Here is a 15,852-nt window from a genome sequence, read left to right as displayed (position 1 = left end):
ATTGTATTTATTATACACGAAATGTTTGGATTTTGACAGTCTTTTTGTGAAATATATGGAATTTTAAGAATTTATCTTTAGAAAGATTGTTAGATTTTTCAGAATTTTAAGATTCCCCAGCGAAGGTAATGTAAGTTTACTGGATTTTTTTGGTTTGTTGACATCGCTGGGGATGGGATGAGCTTATGCTATAAAATTATTTTTGATTATTTGATCAGCACACCTTTTGTTACTGTGGTTACAGATTCCTTGCTTCCGTCTTTTGCAGCGTGATAGCCACGTACTCTGTAGTAGTAGCCGCTTGGAACGATTACTTTTAAGCTTTTAGTTAAATGAGTAGCATTGTTTGTTGTAAAACTCCAACTTTTATACACTGAATAACTACCATTAACTTTTCTCTCTAAATACAGTTCCAAATACACTGTATCACATGCATGATGGCATTGTGTAATTCCAGAAACCCCTACTTTATTACTGGCTAACTTTGAAACCTTGGTAGTTCCATAATTTAAATTCGTCCCTCTAAGCACACTATAAACTGTATCTTCGGAAGAATCTAAATCTGTTTCCAGATCTGTTGCTTCTGTAATGTCTGATGTATCAGATGCCCAAACAGCACTAATATTTGTGCAACATAAAATTCCTACAAGCATAAATAATGTAATAAATTTAATGATCTTTCTTTCCATTTTTCCTCCTTCCAAACTCACATTCCTATCTTTAATACGATTTTTTCACTGCGTTTTCTCTCAAAATCTCATATTTTCAATCAATTTTTCAAATTCATTTTCTGGCATTTTCCCGCTGACTTGATAGTATACTTCTTCATATTTCCAATATGCTACATAGTTTTTTTCTTTATCCGCCTTATCTCTTACCGCTAATAAAGTAATTGTAATATTTTCATCATCAAATACTATTTTTTTTATTTGCTTACCATCTAACCCAATCGCAATACTATTTTGATTATCAATATTCTGATCCATATATAATGTTATTACTTTATCATCATGCTGATATTCCATAAATGCAAATTTTTGCATTTTATCAACCTCATAATCTAAATACTTAAATTTCTGCGGTCGATACATGAAATACGGAACTTTTATTCCTAATTGTTCATTTATATCATCTCGCGCTTTATCTTCATCCATGCTAAGAACATCACTACTCGGATCATTATCCACCACAATCTTCGTATCATTCCCCGTCCAAACCTTCACCGAATCAATAAAATAACTCCTGTTAGCCTGGCTGGTCATGCTTGCGGCGAATACGCCTGCTGCACACACGAGCACCGCCGCTGCCACCTTTGCTGCTTTATGCCTTTTTTTCTCAGGGAGGTAGACAATTTTTACTTTTTCAGGTTCATCTTCTTCATAAACGCCATCTGCTTTCAGTCGGTCCACAAGTTTTTTGTAGGCAGCTTTTGCCTCTTCTTCCGTTTCTCCATCATCAGGAAGAACTCCGTTCGGAAACAGAACTTCCTCCATCTCGTCTATTTCTTTTTCGTATTCTTCTGCCAACCATTTTTTCAGTTCATCATCCCTGAAATCTTCCATTATTTTTCTCCTGTAATCCTATCTTTCCTTGACAATTCCTCCGTTAGAGTTCATATTTAATAATAGTATATGACTATTCAGGAGGAATCCAAATGAAACACATCGTACTTACCGGCGGTGGTACTGCCGGCCATGTAACTCCAAATATTGCCCTGATCCCAAGACTTAAGGAGCTGGGTTATACAATTTCCTATATCGGTTCCTATGAAGGAATCGAAAAAAAACTGATCGAAGAACTTGGAATCCCTTATTATGGAATTTCATCTGGAAAACTGAGACGCTACTTCGATCTAAAAAACTTTTCTGACCCGTTTCGTGTCCTGAAAGGCTTCAGCCAGGCCAGAAAAATTCTGAAAGATCTGAAACCGGACGTTGTTTTTTCCAAAGGCGGATTCGTTACAGTTCCTGTTGTAATTGCGGCAAAACGCCTGAAAATCCCAGCACTTATCCATGAATCAGATATGACTCCCGGACTCGCCAATAAACTCTGTCTCTCATCTGCATCAAAAATATGCTGCAACTTCCCGGAAACTGTCAATAATCTTCCTGCTGACAAAGCAGTTCTTACCGGAACTCCGATCCGTCAGGAACTTCTTTCCGGAAATGCGGACGCTGGTCGTAAATTCTGTGGTTTCACTGCTGACAAGCCAGTAATTATGGTTATTGGCGGCAGTCTCGGCGCAGCTTCTGTAAACGACAATGTCCGTAAGATCCTTCCGGAACTTCTGAAAGATTTCCAGGTTGTTCATCTTTGCGGAAAAGGTAAAACCGATGAAAGTCTTAAAGGTACCACCGGGTATGTCCAGTATGAATATATCCAGGATGAACTTCCGGATCTGTTCGCTATGGCTGATGTTGTGATTTCACGTGCAGGTGCCAATGCAATCTGCGAAATCCGCGAGCTGCATAAACCGAATCTTCTGATTCCACTTTCCGCAAAAGCAAGTCGTGGTGATCAGATTCTCAATGCACGTTCTTTTGAACGCCAGGGATTCAGCATGGTTCTGGAGGAAGAAGAAATCACAGAAACAAAACTTCTGGACACCATCCACCAGCTTTATACTGACCGTCAGAAATATACAGAAGCCATGGCTGGAAACGGTCGTGTAGATTCTATCAGCAAGATCACAGAGCTTATTGAAGAATGCGCCCGTTCCTGATCATTCACTTTCTGTAAAAAACTCTGCCATTTCCAGGAAATGGCAGGGTTTCTTTTTATTCGTAAACTTTACGAAACTCTTCTTTCAGCCAGCGCTTTGCCTTATATATCCTGTTATTCACACCACTCTTTGTCAATCCAAACTCTTCTGCAACTATCTCAACTGGAATATCCAGATATTTGACCTGAATCAGGATTTCATAATTAAGAGGCTGTTCTTCACGAAATCTTTCCAACACCATGTACATAGATTCTTTCTTCTCTTTACGCAGAATTACTTCTTCCGCATCAACAGATCTCTGAACTTCCAGAATTTCAGAAATATCTTCTGTACAGACAAACTCATGTCTGGAACTGGACTTCTTTTTATAATCCATTGCTTTATTCACGGAAGATCTGCGTATCAGGGAATACATCATTTTTTCATTGTCAACATTCAGTCCTTTTCTCATGTTGTACATTTTATAAAGTACATCCTGGCTGACATCGTCTGCCATATTCCAGTCGTGCAGGATTCCGTATGCGTATGCTTTGGATATTTTTCGATATTTAAGGTAAAACTCTTCGTATGTCTGATTTTTCATTTTTTCTCTTTAGTAGGTATTTATCAGTCTCTGACCTTTTTCAGAATTTCATCTCTCACCTCATCGCTGAGCTCTCCGGCTTTCCAGGTCAGTCCAACTTCATCACCTTTATATCTCGGAATCAGGTGCATATGAAAATGAAATACAGTCTGTCCTGCAATCTCTCCATTATTCTGGACAATATTAAATCCATCACAGTTTAATGCATCTGTCAGCTTTCCAGCCATTTTTTTTGCGAGGATCATTGCCTTTCCTGCTGTCTCATCTGGAAGCTCATAAATATTAGCTGCATGTTTTTTCGGTAAGATCAGAGAATGACCTTTACTTGCCGGACCCAGATCAAGAATTACACGAAAATCCTCATCCTCATAAAGTGTTGCTGCTGGAATTTCTCCATTTGCAATTTTACAAAATATACAATCTCCCATTGTTTTATCCTCCTAGCTTAAATAGTTGTTATTCTTATTTTGTCGTATTTTCTCGATTTTTTCAACACTGTTCTTGTTGATATTTGGAATTTCTGATGTTAATATTTTTTTGAGGTGATAACATGTGCAACGACGACACAGTTAATGAATTAAAAAAAGATTTTCATTACACACTTTCTAAATTTTCTCATGAAATCCGTAATCCGCTGACTCTGATCAACAGCGGACTTCAGATGATCGCATCCGCCCATCCAGAAGTTGAGGATTATGAACACTGGGATGATGTTATGGATAATCTCAGTTATGTGCGGGAACTTCTTGATGAACTTTCTGCATTTAATAACGCAGGACGGGTCAAACCCGAAGCAACCGATACCGGTATGTATCTGAAAACAGTTCTTTCTTCTGTCAAACCTACTCTGGACTATCTGGATATCCGTCTTGTGACAGACATTCCCAATGATCTTCCGACACTGATGCTAGACAGAATCCAAATCCGGCAGATGCTTCTGAACCTTCTTAAGAATGCCTGGGAAGCAGTTCCTGTTCCCGGCGGACAGATCTCTGTGACAGCTTTTACTGAAAAATCTGGTATTTGTATCAATATTCAGGATAATGGATGTGGAATTTCCAAAGAACAGCTTGCAAGTATCTTCCAGCCGTTTTTTACAACAAAAGAAAACGGCACCGGTCTGGGGCTTACTATTTCCAGACAGGTAGCTGAAGCGCACCATGGCAGTATTTCCATAGAAAGTACCCCTGGTCAGGGAACCGTTTTCCATATTTTTCTTGGATGATAGAATATCACTGCAGTCAGAAAACCGCACAGCAAACCGCCAATATGAGCTATATTATCAACACCTTCACTTGCAAAACCAAAATACAGAGAAAACGCAGCCATGATCAGCATTTGTCTTATGGTCAGATCTGAAACTTTTCCTCTGTGACGGATTATCACATAGATCATTCCTCCCATAACTGCAAATACCGCACCAGATGCTCCTGCGGATAATGTGTATTTTTCTGTCTGCATATCAAAAAACAAAGAGAGCAGATTTCCTCCAAGACCTCCAAGAATATAAATCAGAATAAATTTTATTTTTCCAACAACCGGTTCCAGCCGTTGTCCGAGAACAAACAGTACCAACATATTATTGATCAGATGGGGAGCTCCGAAATGCAGGAACATGCTGGTAAACATACGATACCACTGTCCCTGTTCAAAGATCAGAGGTGCATAAACCGCACCACATTCCAGCATATGTTGTCCATTCTCAGAGCCACCGGTAATCTCTACAATGAGAAAAATTAATGCATTTAACAGAATCAGCAATATCGTCACAGGTTCTTTTTTTATTTCTTCCACTTAAGTCCTCTTTTCTGTAACATCTCCGGAAAATCATTTCCAGTTTGTGGTCAGTTTATTGGACTATTTTATCAGATTTTCATTATATAAACAACCTGCGGTCTTCTATATAATACGACATAAACCCTGTTTTTTCGCTTTGTTATCTCAAAAAAATATAGCGGGCCTGTGCAAAATCTACTTCATCCTCATCTTTCAATAGATGTTCTTCTCCAGCTTTCAACATCTGCCCATTAACAGATGTTCCATTTCTGGAATTCAGATCTGTCAGATAATATTCTCCGTCTCTTTTTCTGATCTTGGCATGAATCCGGCTGACCGTAGGCATATTGATCACAGCGTCTGATGCTGTCTCCAGTTTTCCGATCACAACAATCTCCTGTTCAAGATATATCGTTGCCAGTTCTCCCGGTTCACGGCTTACCAGTGTGGCCGGACCCTTCACCAAGCCTGACGTAAGAACCATGGTTTCTCCGAATCCCTCTTCTGCCTCTCTTATCATTTCCTGTTTTTCTCCGTGTTTCTTTGATGTTTTTTCCATTTTCTCTTCCCATTCCGTTTCTATTCCTTCCTCTATATCCGTATCCATATTCTTTTCTTCTGAATATGCAGAATCTTTTTTCACAGAATTTTTCTTTTCTGATATTTTCACCGGAAGATCCTGTTCTTTCCTGGAAAATCTTTTTATCAGCCAGAAAGATAACATCCCCAGGATCATTATTCCCAGAACTCCACACAGAAAAATTTCAGTGCTTACCCTGGGCAGGTATCCTGTTGCCATTCCCATGGCAGCTCCCAGCAGAACCAGAACAGCTGCCGCAAATCCCGCTGCTTTTTTCCCTATATCTGTTTTCTTTTCTGCATCCTCTTTCGACTTTTTCTTTTTTCTCTTTCCTGCCTTTTTTGATTTTTCTGCTTCTGCTTCAGAGTCCCGTTCCCAGTTTTCCATATCCCACAATTCTTCCTGTTCTTTCTCCGATGTTACTTCCTTCTGTACTGATACAGTTGCCTGTTTTTTTTCATATGCTTCAAAATCTTCCTGATTTCCATTGCTTACTTTATACAATTCTTCCTTGATATATTCCAGATGAAAGCTGTCCTCCAGTGCCCTTCTGTATACACTGTACCCCAGCATAACTGCCTTTCCATCCTCATGATCCAGTTTTGGAAGAAGATATTCTGCAAGATTCTGAAACTGCTCCTGTATCTCTCCATGAAATCCGGGCATATAGCAAAAGCGAACATTGTTCTTTTCCGCATCCAGATAAATATATTCCGGCTCCAGGATCAGCTGACAGGGATTCAGAAGATATTCCGACATCGCTTCCATCACCTGAATAAAACCGCCAAGAATTACCTGAAGTTCTTCCATTCCGATTTTTCTGTTTTCGAAAAGTGCAGTCATCGAATGTCTGGAAGTCACATCATAATACACCATAAATTTTCCATCGATTCCCTGAATACGGCATTGCAGAAGATCAGGTACCACATTTGCCACAATCATCCTCACCTGATAAGAATCCGTATTAATCGTATCTTCTCCTGTCAGTATCAGATAATTATGATTCATATCTCTTTTATATTCTGATCTCATTTTAATTTTTCACCTCTTTCAGCGCATCTGCCGCTCCCTTTATCCTGCGTATCCATCCTACAGGACGTAACGGTTTCGCTGTTCCGCTGACTGTAATATTCCATTTTTGTCCGAGAAACCCTGCCGGTATCTCCATACGATAAGTTACCTGCACATTTTTTCCCGCATTTGTCTGCATACTCAGGTTTTCCCCTCCAGGCAGTCCCTGGCTTCCAAGCATCCGTCCCTGAATATCCGCTGTCTCATATATATTTGCTTCTTTTTTATATCCTTCCATACTGCCACTTACTGCCGCCTCATATGCAGCTGCTGTCAACCACGCCCTGTTATGTACAAAAAAATCCAGATACAACATACTCATAATAACCGTGAGCAATAACGGCATCAGCAGTGCCGCTTCCAACGTAAAACTTCCTTTTTTCAGTTTTTTCACAAAAATACACCTCCAAGATATCCTGCAAGCAAAAATGGTACAAACGGTATTTCAATATCCCTCTGTTTTTTTAACACGAGAAGCTGAATTCCGGAATATATCCCACACAGCAAAAGCGCAGCAAAAAGTATTCCGATCAGCTCTCCTGCTGTCATCACAGACCCCATTGCTATTATAAGGAGACCGTCTCCTGCTCCGATCTCTCCTCCTGTGAGCGCAGATATTATTGCGGCAAATATCCCGATTCCCATTGAAATCAGCCCATCCGGCCACAAACTTCCTTCTGTTATCCTCCACAATATACCTCCCACCAGGAACAGACAAAACACCGGAAAACAAATCTCTTTTTTCCGGATATCTGTCCATGTATTAATTCCAAGAAATGCCATCATACATATTTCGCCTCTGCTCATAGCTTCTCCTCTCATCCACAACGTCCACACGCATTCATTTCTCCGGATACTTCCGATTCTTTCACCATACGGACAGATCGTTTCAATGCACTGCAGCTTTCTCTGTTATGAAAACGATTGCTCTTTTTTGTGATATATACAACACCTGCGGGTTCCTGACCACGGCTGCACAGTTCACATGCCTGATACTTTTCGCCGTATGTATTTTTCATATTTTTCACAGCTGATCCTGATACCTGCTGTACCGACAGATTCAGATAGCTACATCCCAGTTTTCTGTGATATACAGTTCCTGACTCTGTGACATATACCATTGGCTGATTTTCTGCCGCCGTGTTTTCTTCTTCATATTTCACACCTGTCCACGCATGAACTTTTACTGTATTGTGGAACCAGACCCTTGGTAACGGCAGTAAACCGCCTACAGGCTGGCAGGAATATACATCTGGCAATACGATATTCTCCGCTCCGGAATTACCAGCTCCATATGCATACATTCCCGCCTCCTTGGCCTTCTGGCACAATTCTGTCAGATGCTCTGTCTGCACTTTATAAATATCCATAAACGAGATCAAAGTGATCACACCAAACAAAAATATCGGAAGAACCAGAGCAGCTTCCACAGTAAGACTTGCCCTTTTCAAAAAGGTGCACAGGGATGCCTTTCCAGAAAGTGGTTTCCTGCTCATCGGGGAAAGCAGAAAAAACCTTCTCGGAGAGCGCCTTTCTCTTTTCTGATCCAGTCTGTTTATCTGATTTTTATCTTCTTTTTCTTTCTGAAAAAGCATCCCTGTACACCTCTCTTTCTATTCATATGCATACTGTCGTGTGACTGTAAATGTTTTCTTGTTATTTGCTTTTACATCTGCAGAAGCTTCCAGGGCAACAATACAGTGATCCATCCGAAATCCCGGTCTTTTCCCTTTTTCGCGGATCGAACATTCAATCATATCCATTCCTCTTATCACCTTTTCCTGCTTTCCCTTGGCAATAAGAAGCACACGCAGATAATCTTCATAGGACATTCCCCCTTTAGAGTCTTTCCTCGATGTGTCCAGATGATCCAGAATGTGAGACAGGTTGCTTAATGACAACTGCCAGTCTGACGCATTTTTTACAAGAGGAACATGACCGCCCGCAAAAAGTTCCCGGACATCCAGTACGCTCTCCGCAAAAGCCCAGCATACGAGCAATGCCGCTTCGATCACTGCAGCTGCCGGCGGAACCAGAAAGCTGGATGCGATCGCCAGTGACAATGTCTCCAGCTGAATTCGTTTTCCTCCATCAGCTAATAGATGTGCCATATTAACGCCCTGCCGGATCAGGAGAAGTTTTGCAGCTACAGATTTGAGATTTTCTCTGTCACTGTTTTTTCCACCAAGAATATATTCCACCTGATAATTCAGCCCTGATGCAGCCGGCTTTCGGTAATTTCCCAGTTTTTTCAGTAGATACTGTCCGAAAAGAATTCCCGAAGTGTACGAATTATCGGTCTGTATGCCGGAATCCATCAGCATTCCTGTTTGAAGCGTTCTTCCAGATGTCAGTGTTCTTTTGTCCGTAACAGCATCTGAAATCCCACGTTCTGTCGGAACTACCAGATCGATCAGTCCCATTTTTCGTACTCTTCGAATCACAGGAATAGGATTTTCCACATCTTTGTTTACACCACCGGTAAAATCTTCACTGCTTCCTCCATCTCCAAAATCGCCCGAATCTTTCTGATTTTCCTGGTTCTTTTCGGCTTCTTCACTTTTCTGTGCAGCATCCGAAATCTCTGAGTCATAAGAATTCATTGTATCTTCATTTTCCGCCTGCTCTCCTTTTCGTTCTGCTGCTTCTGTTTTCTCTTCCTGGTCCTGTAATTTTCCAAGAAGGATCTGTACCCCCTGACTTCCCAGTGTTTCACGCATATATCTGACCGCCTGCCCAAAAAACACTTCGCCGTTTCCATCAGTCAGCATACGATATCCGTTAAAGCCACCCTGCAGAAGTTCCAGTTTCTGGCTGTTCTGTTTTAACACAGGCTTCATATAGGACTGAAAATTCTCATATACGGATGCCATATCCGGTTCCTCTTTCCCGCCTGCATATAATGCAAACAGGTCATAATCCTCCAGAAGTGTCCGGTCATACTGTCCGAACAGAGAATACAGACCGATATCCATACTGTTCAGGATCTGCGTTCTGGCAGCTGACATGCGTACTGATTCAATACTTGCGCTTACAAGAGACAGGATCAGACTTAAGATCAGTGCCAGAAAAATCGTGATACTGCCCTTTTTCACTGTTTTCACCAAGAGGGTACTCTCCTTTCCAAAACGTCAGGATATTCTACCGTTTTTTCTTATTCTCAGATTGCATTACTTTGTTTTGTGATTTTTGCAAGAATTTTTTTGACAAGAGCGGTAAGCTGTTCCTTAAAGATGACGACCAGACTGATCAGAACCACCAGAATCAGGATAATTTCCACAACTCCTACCGCATCTTCTTCTATCGCAAATTCTTTCACACATCTCCATATATTTTTCATTTGTCACCTCGCATTTCTGTTGCCCTGTGCTTTTTTATCCTCCATAAAAGGAAAGACCCGCAGGCAGCATAATTACTGCCATTACCACCAGCAGCATCAGTACCATTGGCAAAAGCAGTTTCGTTGCTGCCGCTTCGCCAAGTACTCTTGCTTTTCTTTTTCTTTCTTCCCATGCTTCCACAGATTCTTTTTCCAGCAGATCCGACAGATGCCTGCTTCCTTTCTGAAGATTCTGGATCAGCAGTGTTGCAAGTGTTTTATATTTTACCTGTCCACATCGCTCTCCAAATCTTCGATATGCCTCTGCCTCAGAAATTCCACTGTCCATTTCATAACATGTTGTCCGGATTTCTTCATAAGCCGCCCGCTCTTTTCCATTTTCTTTTTTTCCATAGTCCAGAGCGATCTTCTGAAATGCCTTTCTTGCAGTTAAACCAGCCTGTACCAGAAGTGTAAATTTCATGATCAGACCGGGATAATCCATCAGCATCTGCTCTTTTCTTTTTGCCTGGACAGTCTGCTTTTCCCTCTCTTTGCCAATTACCACCGCAAGTGCGGCTACCAGGCCAAGTGCGGCGATCAGATTTCCTTTCGTATCTTTCGGCTGCTCCCATTCCAGATGTTTTCCATTCCACGTATCCGGGAGATAATAATATTCCGGATCATTCTTTTTCTGGTTATACTGTGCGATCATATCCTGCAGTTCTTTCTCGCGCTGCTGTTCTTCGCTCAGTTCTTTTTCCGGCTCTGTCTCTTCTCCGGTATCTTCCGTTTCTTTCTCCGGTACCTGTACATACAGAGAACCAGATTCTTTTCCGTCTACAGATACTATGAATTTCTCTTCGTAAGCACCTGTCTCCTCTTTTTCCATACGGTAACCGGATGAATACACCGTGCCTCCTCCACTTTGTAATGTCAGGAGCATTCCGACGATGTTTCCGGCAAGTGCCACCAGGATAAAAAGTTTCTGTCCTTCCGTATTTTCTGCCCATGGCGGAAGCCGCCCCAGTTTTCCGGCAAGAACTGCCCCCAGAATAACCATAAATATCACAATATGTACCCACATCTCACACACCTACACTTCTATATCTACAATTTTCACACCCAGCCAGTATGACAACCCATAGATTCCCATACATACTGTCATTGCACAGATACCAAAAGGATTTCCATAAAGCACATCCAGAAATCCTGGCGATGTCAGTTTCAGATAACAGATGATTCCTGCCGGCATAATGCTCATAACCATCTGTTCTGCTTTTTTTGTAGCCAGTGTTGCCTCAATTTCTTTTTTAACTTCAATCTTGTCTCCAAGCATTCGTGCTACTTTCTGAAGCACCTGTGTCATATCTCCTCCTGTCCGTTTCGCGGTATAAAATACTGCCGCAAAATTTTCAATATCTTCCACTCCACTGCGCTTTCCCAGGTCCAGAAATAATTCTTCAACCGGAACGCTTAAACGCAGCTGACTTTCGATATAGCGGAATTCATCCAGAATATCACTTCCTTTTTCATAAAGTCTTGCCAGATCCTTCACTGTAGCACGTACCGCGTTTTCTGCGGAATACCCTGCCTGCACCGCCACATTCATAGACGTCAGTGCATCACGGAACTGATAATTCAGATTTCTTTTCTGGCGAACAATGCATTTCTTTTTCTGTATTTTCAGAAAAAGTACCGGCAGGGGAAGCATAAACAGCAGTACCAGCAGGCTCTGATAAAACAGATAATCGACTGCTGCGCAGATGACAGCTCCTTCCAGAAGATATTTCGCTGCTTCTTTCACCGTAAATTGATACTTCCTGTAATCTTTCCTCGTAAATTCCCATTTCTGATTCTTTCCTTTCTGCTTTTTCATAATCTGATTCCCGCCCGTTCCATTTTTTCACGATGTAAAAGTTCTCCGGCCTTTACAAGCCCTTTTCCTTCTTCCCAACGGTAAAGAGGTCTGGTCTGAATCTCTCCGTTCTGGAATCCACACACCTCTGTAACTTCCAGCAGTTTTCTGCTTCTGTCCCTCATACGTCCGAGATGTACCAGAATATCCACCCCTGATGCAATCTGTCGCCGTATTGCTTCCAGCGGAAGATCAATTCCCATCAGTGTCATTGTTTCAATTCTGGACAACATATCACGGCTGCTGTTTGCATGAAGTGTGGAAAGACTCCCATCATGGCCAGTATTCAGACTCTGCAGCATATCCATGGCCTCTCCGCCTCGTACTTCTCCGACTATTATCCGGTCCGGCCTCATTCGAAGAGCCGATTTGATCAGATCACGAATTGTTACAGATACAGCCCCTGTCATATTCGCCATCTTTGCTTCCAGACACACAAGATTGTCAATTCCTCGGATCTTAAGTTCCGCATTATCTTCAATTGTGATCAGTCGTTCATCTTTCGGGATATATTCCGCAACAGCACCAAGAAAGGTTGTTTTTCCGCTGCCTGTACCACCACCGATCACAATGGAATATCTGGCCTGCACCAGTTTTTTCAGAAATTGTGCACATTCCTCTGTAATACTACCCAAAGAAATCAGCTTTTCCATAGTTATCGGATCGTCAGGAAAACGCCGGATCGTCAGGATCGGACCATTTAACGCTACCGGATAAACAACTACATTGACACGTGCGCCGTTTTCCAGTCTTGCATCCACAATCGGCATGGATTCATTTACAACACGGTTACACCTCCCCACAATCTGCTGTATCACGTCCTCCAGCTTTTCTTTCGAGGTGAAAGTTTTATTCCATCTGGTAAGTTTTCCGGCCCTCTCCACAAAGATATTGTCCGGTCCGTTTACCATGATCTCCGTTACGCTTTCATCTTCGATCAGTTCCTGTAGAACATCCAGCTTTCGCACAGAACAGAACAGTTCCTGCCGAAGCCCCACTTTTTCTTTCAGGGAAAAAAACAACTCTTTTGACTGATTCAGTATCAGTTCATCGATCACCTCCAGGATTTCCTCATCAGACAGTTCCCTGGATACATCCAGCTGCTCCATAAGCAGATCATGTATTTCTCTGAATTTTTCTCTGTTCATGACCGCTCCTTTCTCAGAAGACTACGGATATAATCTCCCAGTTCACTCCAGACCAGCTGTTCTACATAAGTCTCGGAAGATATGTTATCCATATGAAAAGGCAAATGCACTTTTTCTGTTTTTTCCAGAATTTTTTCTTTATTCCAGATCTTCAGCAGATTTTCAAACTGCGTCATTTTGCATACAGAAACTGTATCATTCAGGACCGGCATATAAATTCTGCTGCACAGATCCAGAAGCTGAAAATTTTCATCTACATTTCCTCCCATATCCAGGATCAGCACTTCGTAGGAACTGTGCAACGTTATTTCCTGCAGAAGACGTTCCCAGTCTTCCCAGCATACCGTACGGATATCTGAAGGCATCCGCACAGGAGGTATAAAGTCCAGATTATTGATCGTCTGGATCATTCCGTTCATCCTGTGGATCAGATTCTCGTTTCCCTGTCTTACATAGTAAAAAAGATCGCTCAGATTCGTGGAAAATGATTTCCCAAGCAGTTCTTCAAATCCGGAATACTCTTCAAGATTCAAATAAAGAACAGCTCGTTCTCTGGCCAAAATCTGTCCAAGCGCAAGAGAAAACGATGTCTTCAGACATCTTCCAAGGGGTGAAAAAACACCTACGATCTCCATTGTTTTCTTCAGGGCCGGAAACGCTACCGGATTCAGCGCTTTCTCTTCTCCATAACAGGCCATTACTTCCCGTATTACATCTGCAGAAGACTGGTATTTATACACACTTGAATACTGATCCAGTTCCGGTGGGTGTACTCCCTCCGAAAGAATGATGATCTTCCCTATTCCGATCTCACGGATTTCTTTCCGCATAGCCTTATCGGAAATCAGCAGCAACTCAATATGATTTTCTTTTCCATAGGCAAGCAGACTCTCCGCTGTTGTAAATGCCTGGATTTCAAAAGGAAGATTTCTTTTCTGGTTCAGATAGTCCATGAAATTGAATGCATAATCCACCTCCAGATCACAGACTGCAAATATGTTTTTCTTCAATACACACCTCCTGCATAAAGCAATGCACTCAAAAAGATCGGCACTGTAAAATGAAAATTCTCCGGATGCTTCATTCCTTTTCTGTAATAAGGACGGATTTCGCCTGTACAGTAAAATTCATTCATATACTGATATAAATAGAGGATTCGCTGGCGGATACCGCCTGTAGAAATAAGAATTGCCAGAGAAATGCCTGCACCTGCAAGCAATGAATAAACGATACATTCTGTAACTGTCCGTGGACCCATGATTCCACCCAGAGCACACAAAATCTTAACATCTCCCGCTCCAAGCATCCGGAATATAAACAGAATTCCGAGAAGAATAAGTGGAACTGCTGCTCCTGTCAGGAATATGATCATGCCTTTCGGCCCCTTTTCCAAAAGCTGTAGTAAAAAACCTGCCATAATCGAAAAAAGTACCCAGCTATTATCCACAGCTTCCTCTCTGAGATCCATCCAGACGGCCATCGCAGAGATTACTACGGATAAAAAACCACCCAAAGATATACATGCCTCCTTCCATAAAATATATGTTTATTCAGTTATCATAAATGTGGAATTTCCCACCTGACCTGGCGGTGATCGATACCAGAAGATCTCTGGTGAAACTTATTATAGGATTCTTAAAAGCTTTTGTCCAGCATTTTCGTTCGACAAATTCTGACATTCGGACAGATCTCTGCAACACACCTCTGCGCCGGATATCCTGATGACATTTTTGATGACACCCTGGTTCTTTAACGCTTTTCAAACAACGAAAAAAGCAGTTAGAATAAGGTTTCTAACTGCTTTCAGCTAATAGCCAGTACGGGAATCGAACCCGTGTTTCCGCCGTGAGAGGGCGGCGTCTTAGCCCCTTGACCAACTGGCCATGTTCATTTGTTTCTGTCGTTTAAGTTGTTTCCCTCAACCGACTTCGTTAGTATATAACACTTCTTTTCAAAATGCAAGTACTTTTTTTAATTTTTTTAAAAAAATTTCATGTTTTTCACGTTTATTCGTTTTTTACCCATTTTCCGATATTTCATGCGCTTGACCACTGTGAGTGTAAGTGCTACTATCAAAGCACGAAATGTTACAGAAAGAAGGAACTTTTATGCCCCGTCTCCTGTGTCTTGGCGACAGCATCACAGACTGTGGCCGACTTTTTTCCGCAGATCCGTCTGGAAAAGGATATGTGAAGATTCTCTCCGGCCTCCTTCATAATGCCGGCTATGATTTTTCCATGGAAAACAGAGGAATTGATGGTTTTACCCTGGAACGGCTTCTTCAGAACATGGATTCCTGGCTGGAAGCCTCTGATCCGGATATTGTTACTGTGCTGATCGGAATCAACGATATTGGAATCATGATGAACACCCGCCGTTCGTCCGCACAACAGCAGGATTTAATGGAAATATTCGCAGCCCGGTATGAACAGCTTGCCCGAAAGCTCTCCGGCACAGGCTCCCGGAAACGGAAGCTTTTTTTCCTGGAGCCATTTGTTTTCCCATGGCCACGCTGCTACGCTTCCTGGTTCCCCCTTCTTTCTCAGATGTCCGTCCATATCCGAACAATCAGTCAAAAATACGGCGCCGTTTTTGTCCCGCTGCAAGACGACCTGAATCAGAAAGCTTCTCTGCATGGAATGTCAGCCATAACGGAAGACGGCATTCATCTTACCAGGCAGGGACACCGGATTCTGGCTGAAAAACTTTATACATTGATTACAGCAGAAAGGTAA

General features: G+C 41.9%; 19 protein-coding genes and 1 tRNA gene. 3 read left to right on the top strand and 17 right to left on the bottom strand.

The features are described 5' to 3' along the window. Positions 1–206: 206 nt before the first annotated feature. Together G5B12_RS03685 and G5B12_RS03680 are read right to left on the bottom strand one after the other, a co-directional pair. Positions 207–689, bottom strand: a complete 483-nt coding sequence (locus G5B12_RS03685; protein WP_244096029.1) for a DUF6147 family protein — start codon at positions 687–689, stop codon at positions 207–209. Between the two features lie 60 nt (positions 690–749). Beyond that, entirely contained in the window at positions 750–1,562 is an 813-nt protein-coding gene (locus G5B12_RS03680; protein ID WP_174087759.1) for a DUF4367 domain-containing protein, read from the bottom strand. A gap of 92 nt (positions 1,563–1,654) precedes the next feature. Here G5B12_RS03680 and G5B12_RS03675 point away from each other — a divergent pair, with 92 nt between their 5' ends. After that, positions 1,655–2,722 (top strand): undecaprenyldiphospho-muramoylpentapeptide beta-N-acetylglucosaminyltransferase, encoded by a 1,068-nt coding sequence (locus G5B12_RS03675; RefSeq protein ID WP_021977369.1) that lies wholly within the window; start codon positions 1,655–1,657, stop codon positions 2,720–2,722. A gap of 55 nt (positions 2,723–2,777) precedes the next feature. Here the strand turns inward: G5B12_RS03675 and G5B12_RS03670 are convergent, their stop codons facing one another. Continuing rightward, positions 2,778–3,305, bottom strand: coding sequence for an RNA polymerase sigma factor (locus G5B12_RS03670; protein WP_174087758.1), 528 nt, complete (start codon positions 3,303–3,305; stop codon positions 2,778–2,780). Positions 3,306–3,328: 23 nt separating this feature from the next. Next, positions 3,329–3,733 carry an HIT family protein gene (locus tag G5B12_RS03665; protein WP_021977367.1) on the bottom strand — a complete coding sequence of 135 codons (405 nt, stop codon included), beginning with the start codon at positions 3,731–3,733 and terminating at the stop codon, positions 3,329–3,331. 122 nt (positions 3,734–3,855) lie between these two features. On the opposite strand from G5B12_RS03665, the gene G5B12_RS03660 reads away from it, so the two are divergent. Beyond that, a complete protein-coding gene (locus G5B12_RS03660) occupies positions 3,856–4,530 on the top strand; it encodes a two-component system sensor histidine kinase NtrB (RefSeq protein WP_174087757.1) in 675 nt (224 codons plus the stop codon). Here the strand turns inward: G5B12_RS03660 and G5B12_RS03655 are convergent. The 13 genes from G5B12_RS03655 to G5B12_RS03595 form a co-directional block, all read right to left on the bottom strand. Further along, on the bottom strand, positions 4,497–5,099 hold the full coding sequence (locus G5B12_RS03655; RefSeq protein ID WP_021977365.1) for a rhomboid family intramembrane serine protease: 603 nt from the start codon (positions 5,097–5,099) through the stop codon (positions 4,497–4,499). The two genes, G5B12_RS03660 and G5B12_RS03655, sit on opposite strands and share 34 nt — an antisense overlap. Positions 5,100–5,241: 142 nt before the next feature. Beyond that, positions 5,242–6,693: a DUF6382 domain-containing protein gene (locus tag G5B12_RS03650; RefSeq protein ID WP_118062365.1), complete on the bottom strand. Its 1,452-nt coding sequence runs from the start codon at positions 6,691–6,693 to the stop codon at positions 5,242–5,244. Between the two features lies 1 nt (position 6,694). Further along, positions 6,695–7,126 (bottom strand): TadE family protein, encoded by a 432-nt coding sequence (locus G5B12_RS03645; RefSeq protein ID WP_242997086.1) that lies wholly within the window; start codon positions 7,124–7,126, stop codon positions 6,695–6,697. Continuing rightward, positions 7,123–7,515, bottom strand: a complete 393-nt coding sequence (locus G5B12_RS03640; RefSeq protein WP_330597605.1) for a prepilin peptidase — start codon at positions 7,513–7,515, stop codon at positions 7,123–7,125. The genes G5B12_RS03645 and G5B12_RS03640 overlap by 4 nt, the downstream gene beginning before the upstream one ends. Positions 7,516–7,550: 35 nt before the next feature. After that, positions 7,551–8,327 (bottom strand): TadE/TadG family type IV pilus assembly protein, encoded by a 777-nt coding sequence (locus G5B12_RS03635; RefSeq protein ID WP_118062364.1) that lies wholly within the window; start codon positions 8,325–8,327, stop codon positions 7,551–7,553. A gap of 18 nt (positions 8,328–8,345) precedes the next feature. Beyond that, entirely contained in the window at positions 8,346–9,836 is a 1,491-nt protein-coding gene (locus G5B12_RS03630) for a DUF5702 domain-containing protein (protein ID WP_243003839.1), read from the bottom strand. A 56-nt stretch (positions 9,837–9,892) separates the two neighbouring features. Further along, positions 9,893–10,072, bottom strand: coding sequence for a Flp1 family type IVb pilin (locus G5B12_RS03625; protein ID WP_021977359.1), 180 nt, complete (start codon positions 10,070–10,072; stop codon positions 9,893–9,895). A gap of 34 nt (positions 10,073–10,106) precedes the next feature. Next, a complete protein-coding gene (locus tag G5B12_RS03620) occupies positions 10,107–11,138 on the bottom strand; it encodes a type II secretion system F family protein (RefSeq protein WP_021977358.1) in 1,032 nt (343 codons plus the stop codon). 9 nt (positions 11,139–11,147) lie between these two features. Continuing rightward, the gene (locus tag G5B12_RS03615) at positions 11,148–11,930 is read right to left on the bottom strand and encodes a type II secretion system F family protein (RefSeq protein ID WP_118071302.1); all 783 of its coding nucleotides are present in this window, start codon (positions 11,928–11,930) and stop codon (positions 11,148–11,150) included. Beyond that, positions 11,927–13,117, bottom strand: coding sequence for a CpaF family protein (locus tag G5B12_RS03610; RefSeq protein WP_021977356.1), 1,191 nt, complete (start codon positions 13,115–13,117; stop codon positions 11,927–11,929). The genes G5B12_RS03615 and G5B12_RS03610 overlap by 4 nt, the downstream gene beginning before the upstream one ends. Continuing rightward, positions 13,114–14,127, bottom strand: a complete 1,014-nt coding sequence (locus tag G5B12_RS03605; RefSeq protein WP_021977355.1) for a hypothetical protein — start codon at positions 14,125–14,127, stop codon at positions 13,114–13,116. Before G5B12_RS03605 ends, G5B12_RS03610 begins: the two co-directional genes overlap by 4 nt. Further along, the gene (locus G5B12_RS03600; RefSeq protein ID WP_021977354.1) at positions 14,124–14,630 is read right to left on the bottom strand and encodes an A24 family peptidase; all 507 of its coding nucleotides are present in this window, start codon (positions 14,628–14,630) and stop codon (positions 14,124–14,126) included. The genes G5B12_RS03605 and G5B12_RS03600 overlap by 4 nt, the downstream gene beginning before the upstream one ends. Positions 14,631–14,928: 298 nt before the next feature. Then, positions 14,929–15,000: transfer RNA gene (locus G5B12_RS03595), tRNA-Glu, on the bottom strand. Between the two features lie 225 nt (positions 15,001–15,225). Here G5B12_RS03595 and G5B12_RS03590 point away from each other — a divergent pair. Next, positions 15,226–15,852, top strand: coding sequence for an SGNH/GDSL hydrolase family protein (locus G5B12_RS03590; RefSeq protein ID WP_174087756.1), 627 nt, complete (start codon positions 15,226–15,228; stop codon positions 15,850–15,852).

Source organism: Blautia sp. MSK.20.85, assembly GCF_013317245.1.
Classification (GTDB): Bacteria; Bacillota; Clostridia; order Lachnospirales; family Lachnospiraceae; genus Blautia_A.
Note: the sequence above shows the minus strand (reverse complement) of the source record. Positions and strands in the feature narration are given on the sequence as shown.

Bases quoted from the DNA above. Each gene is read 5' to 3' on its own strand.
- G5B12_RS03625 (WP_021977359.1), bottom strand. From the start codon at position 10,072: ATGAAAAATATATGGAGATGTGTGAAAGAATTTGCGATAGAAGAAGAT.
- G5B12_RS03665 (WP_021977367.1), bottom strand. From the start codon at position 3,733: ATGGGAGATTGTATATTTTGTAAAATTGCAAATGGAGAAATTCCAGCA.
- G5B12_RS03615 (WP_118071302.1), bottom strand. From the start codon at position 11,930: ATGAAAAAGCAGAAAGGAAAGAATCAGAAATGGGAATTTACGAGGAAA.
- G5B12_RS03640 (WP_330597605.1), bottom strand. From the start codon at position 7,515: ATGGCATTTCTTGGAATTAATACATGGACAGATATCCGGAAAAAAGAG.
- G5B12_RS03610 (WP_021977356.1), bottom strand. From the start codon at position 13,117: ATGAACAGAGAAAAATTCAGAGAAATACATGATCTGCTTATGGAGCAG.
- G5B12_RS03620 (WP_021977358.1), bottom strand. From the start codon at position 11,138: ATGTGGGTACATATTGTGATATTTATGGTTATTCTGGGGGCAGTTCTT.
- G5B12_RS03685 (WP_244096029.1), bottom strand. From the start codon at position 689: ATGGAAAGAAAGATCATTAAATTTATTACATTATTTATGCTTGTAGGA.
- G5B12_RS03650 (WP_118062365.1), bottom strand. From the start codon at position 6,693: ATGAGATCAGAATATAAAAGAGATATGAATCATAATTATCTGATACTG.
- G5B12_RS03590 (WP_174087756.1), top strand. From the start codon at position 15,226: ATGCCCCGTCTCCTGTGTCTTGGCGACAGCATCACAGACTGTGGCCGA.
- G5B12_RS03670 (WP_174087758.1), bottom strand. From the start codon at position 3,305: ATGAAAAATCAGACATACGAAGAGTTTTACCTTAAATATCGAAAAATA.
- G5B12_RS03680 (WP_174087759.1), bottom strand. From the start codon at position 1,562: ATGGAAGATTTCAGGGATGATGAACTGAAAAAATGGTTGGCAGAAGAA.
- G5B12_RS03660 (WP_174087757.1), top strand. From the start codon at position 3,856: ATGTGCAACGACGACACAGTTAATGAATTAAAAAAAGATTTTCATTAC.
- G5B12_RS03635 (WP_118062364.1), bottom strand. From the start codon at position 8,327: ATGCTTTTTCAGAAAGAAAAAGAAGATAAAAATCAGATAAACAGACTG.
- G5B12_RS03675 (WP_021977369.1), top strand. From the start codon at position 1,655: ATGAAACACATCGTACTTACCGGCGGTGGTACTGCCGGCCATGTAACT.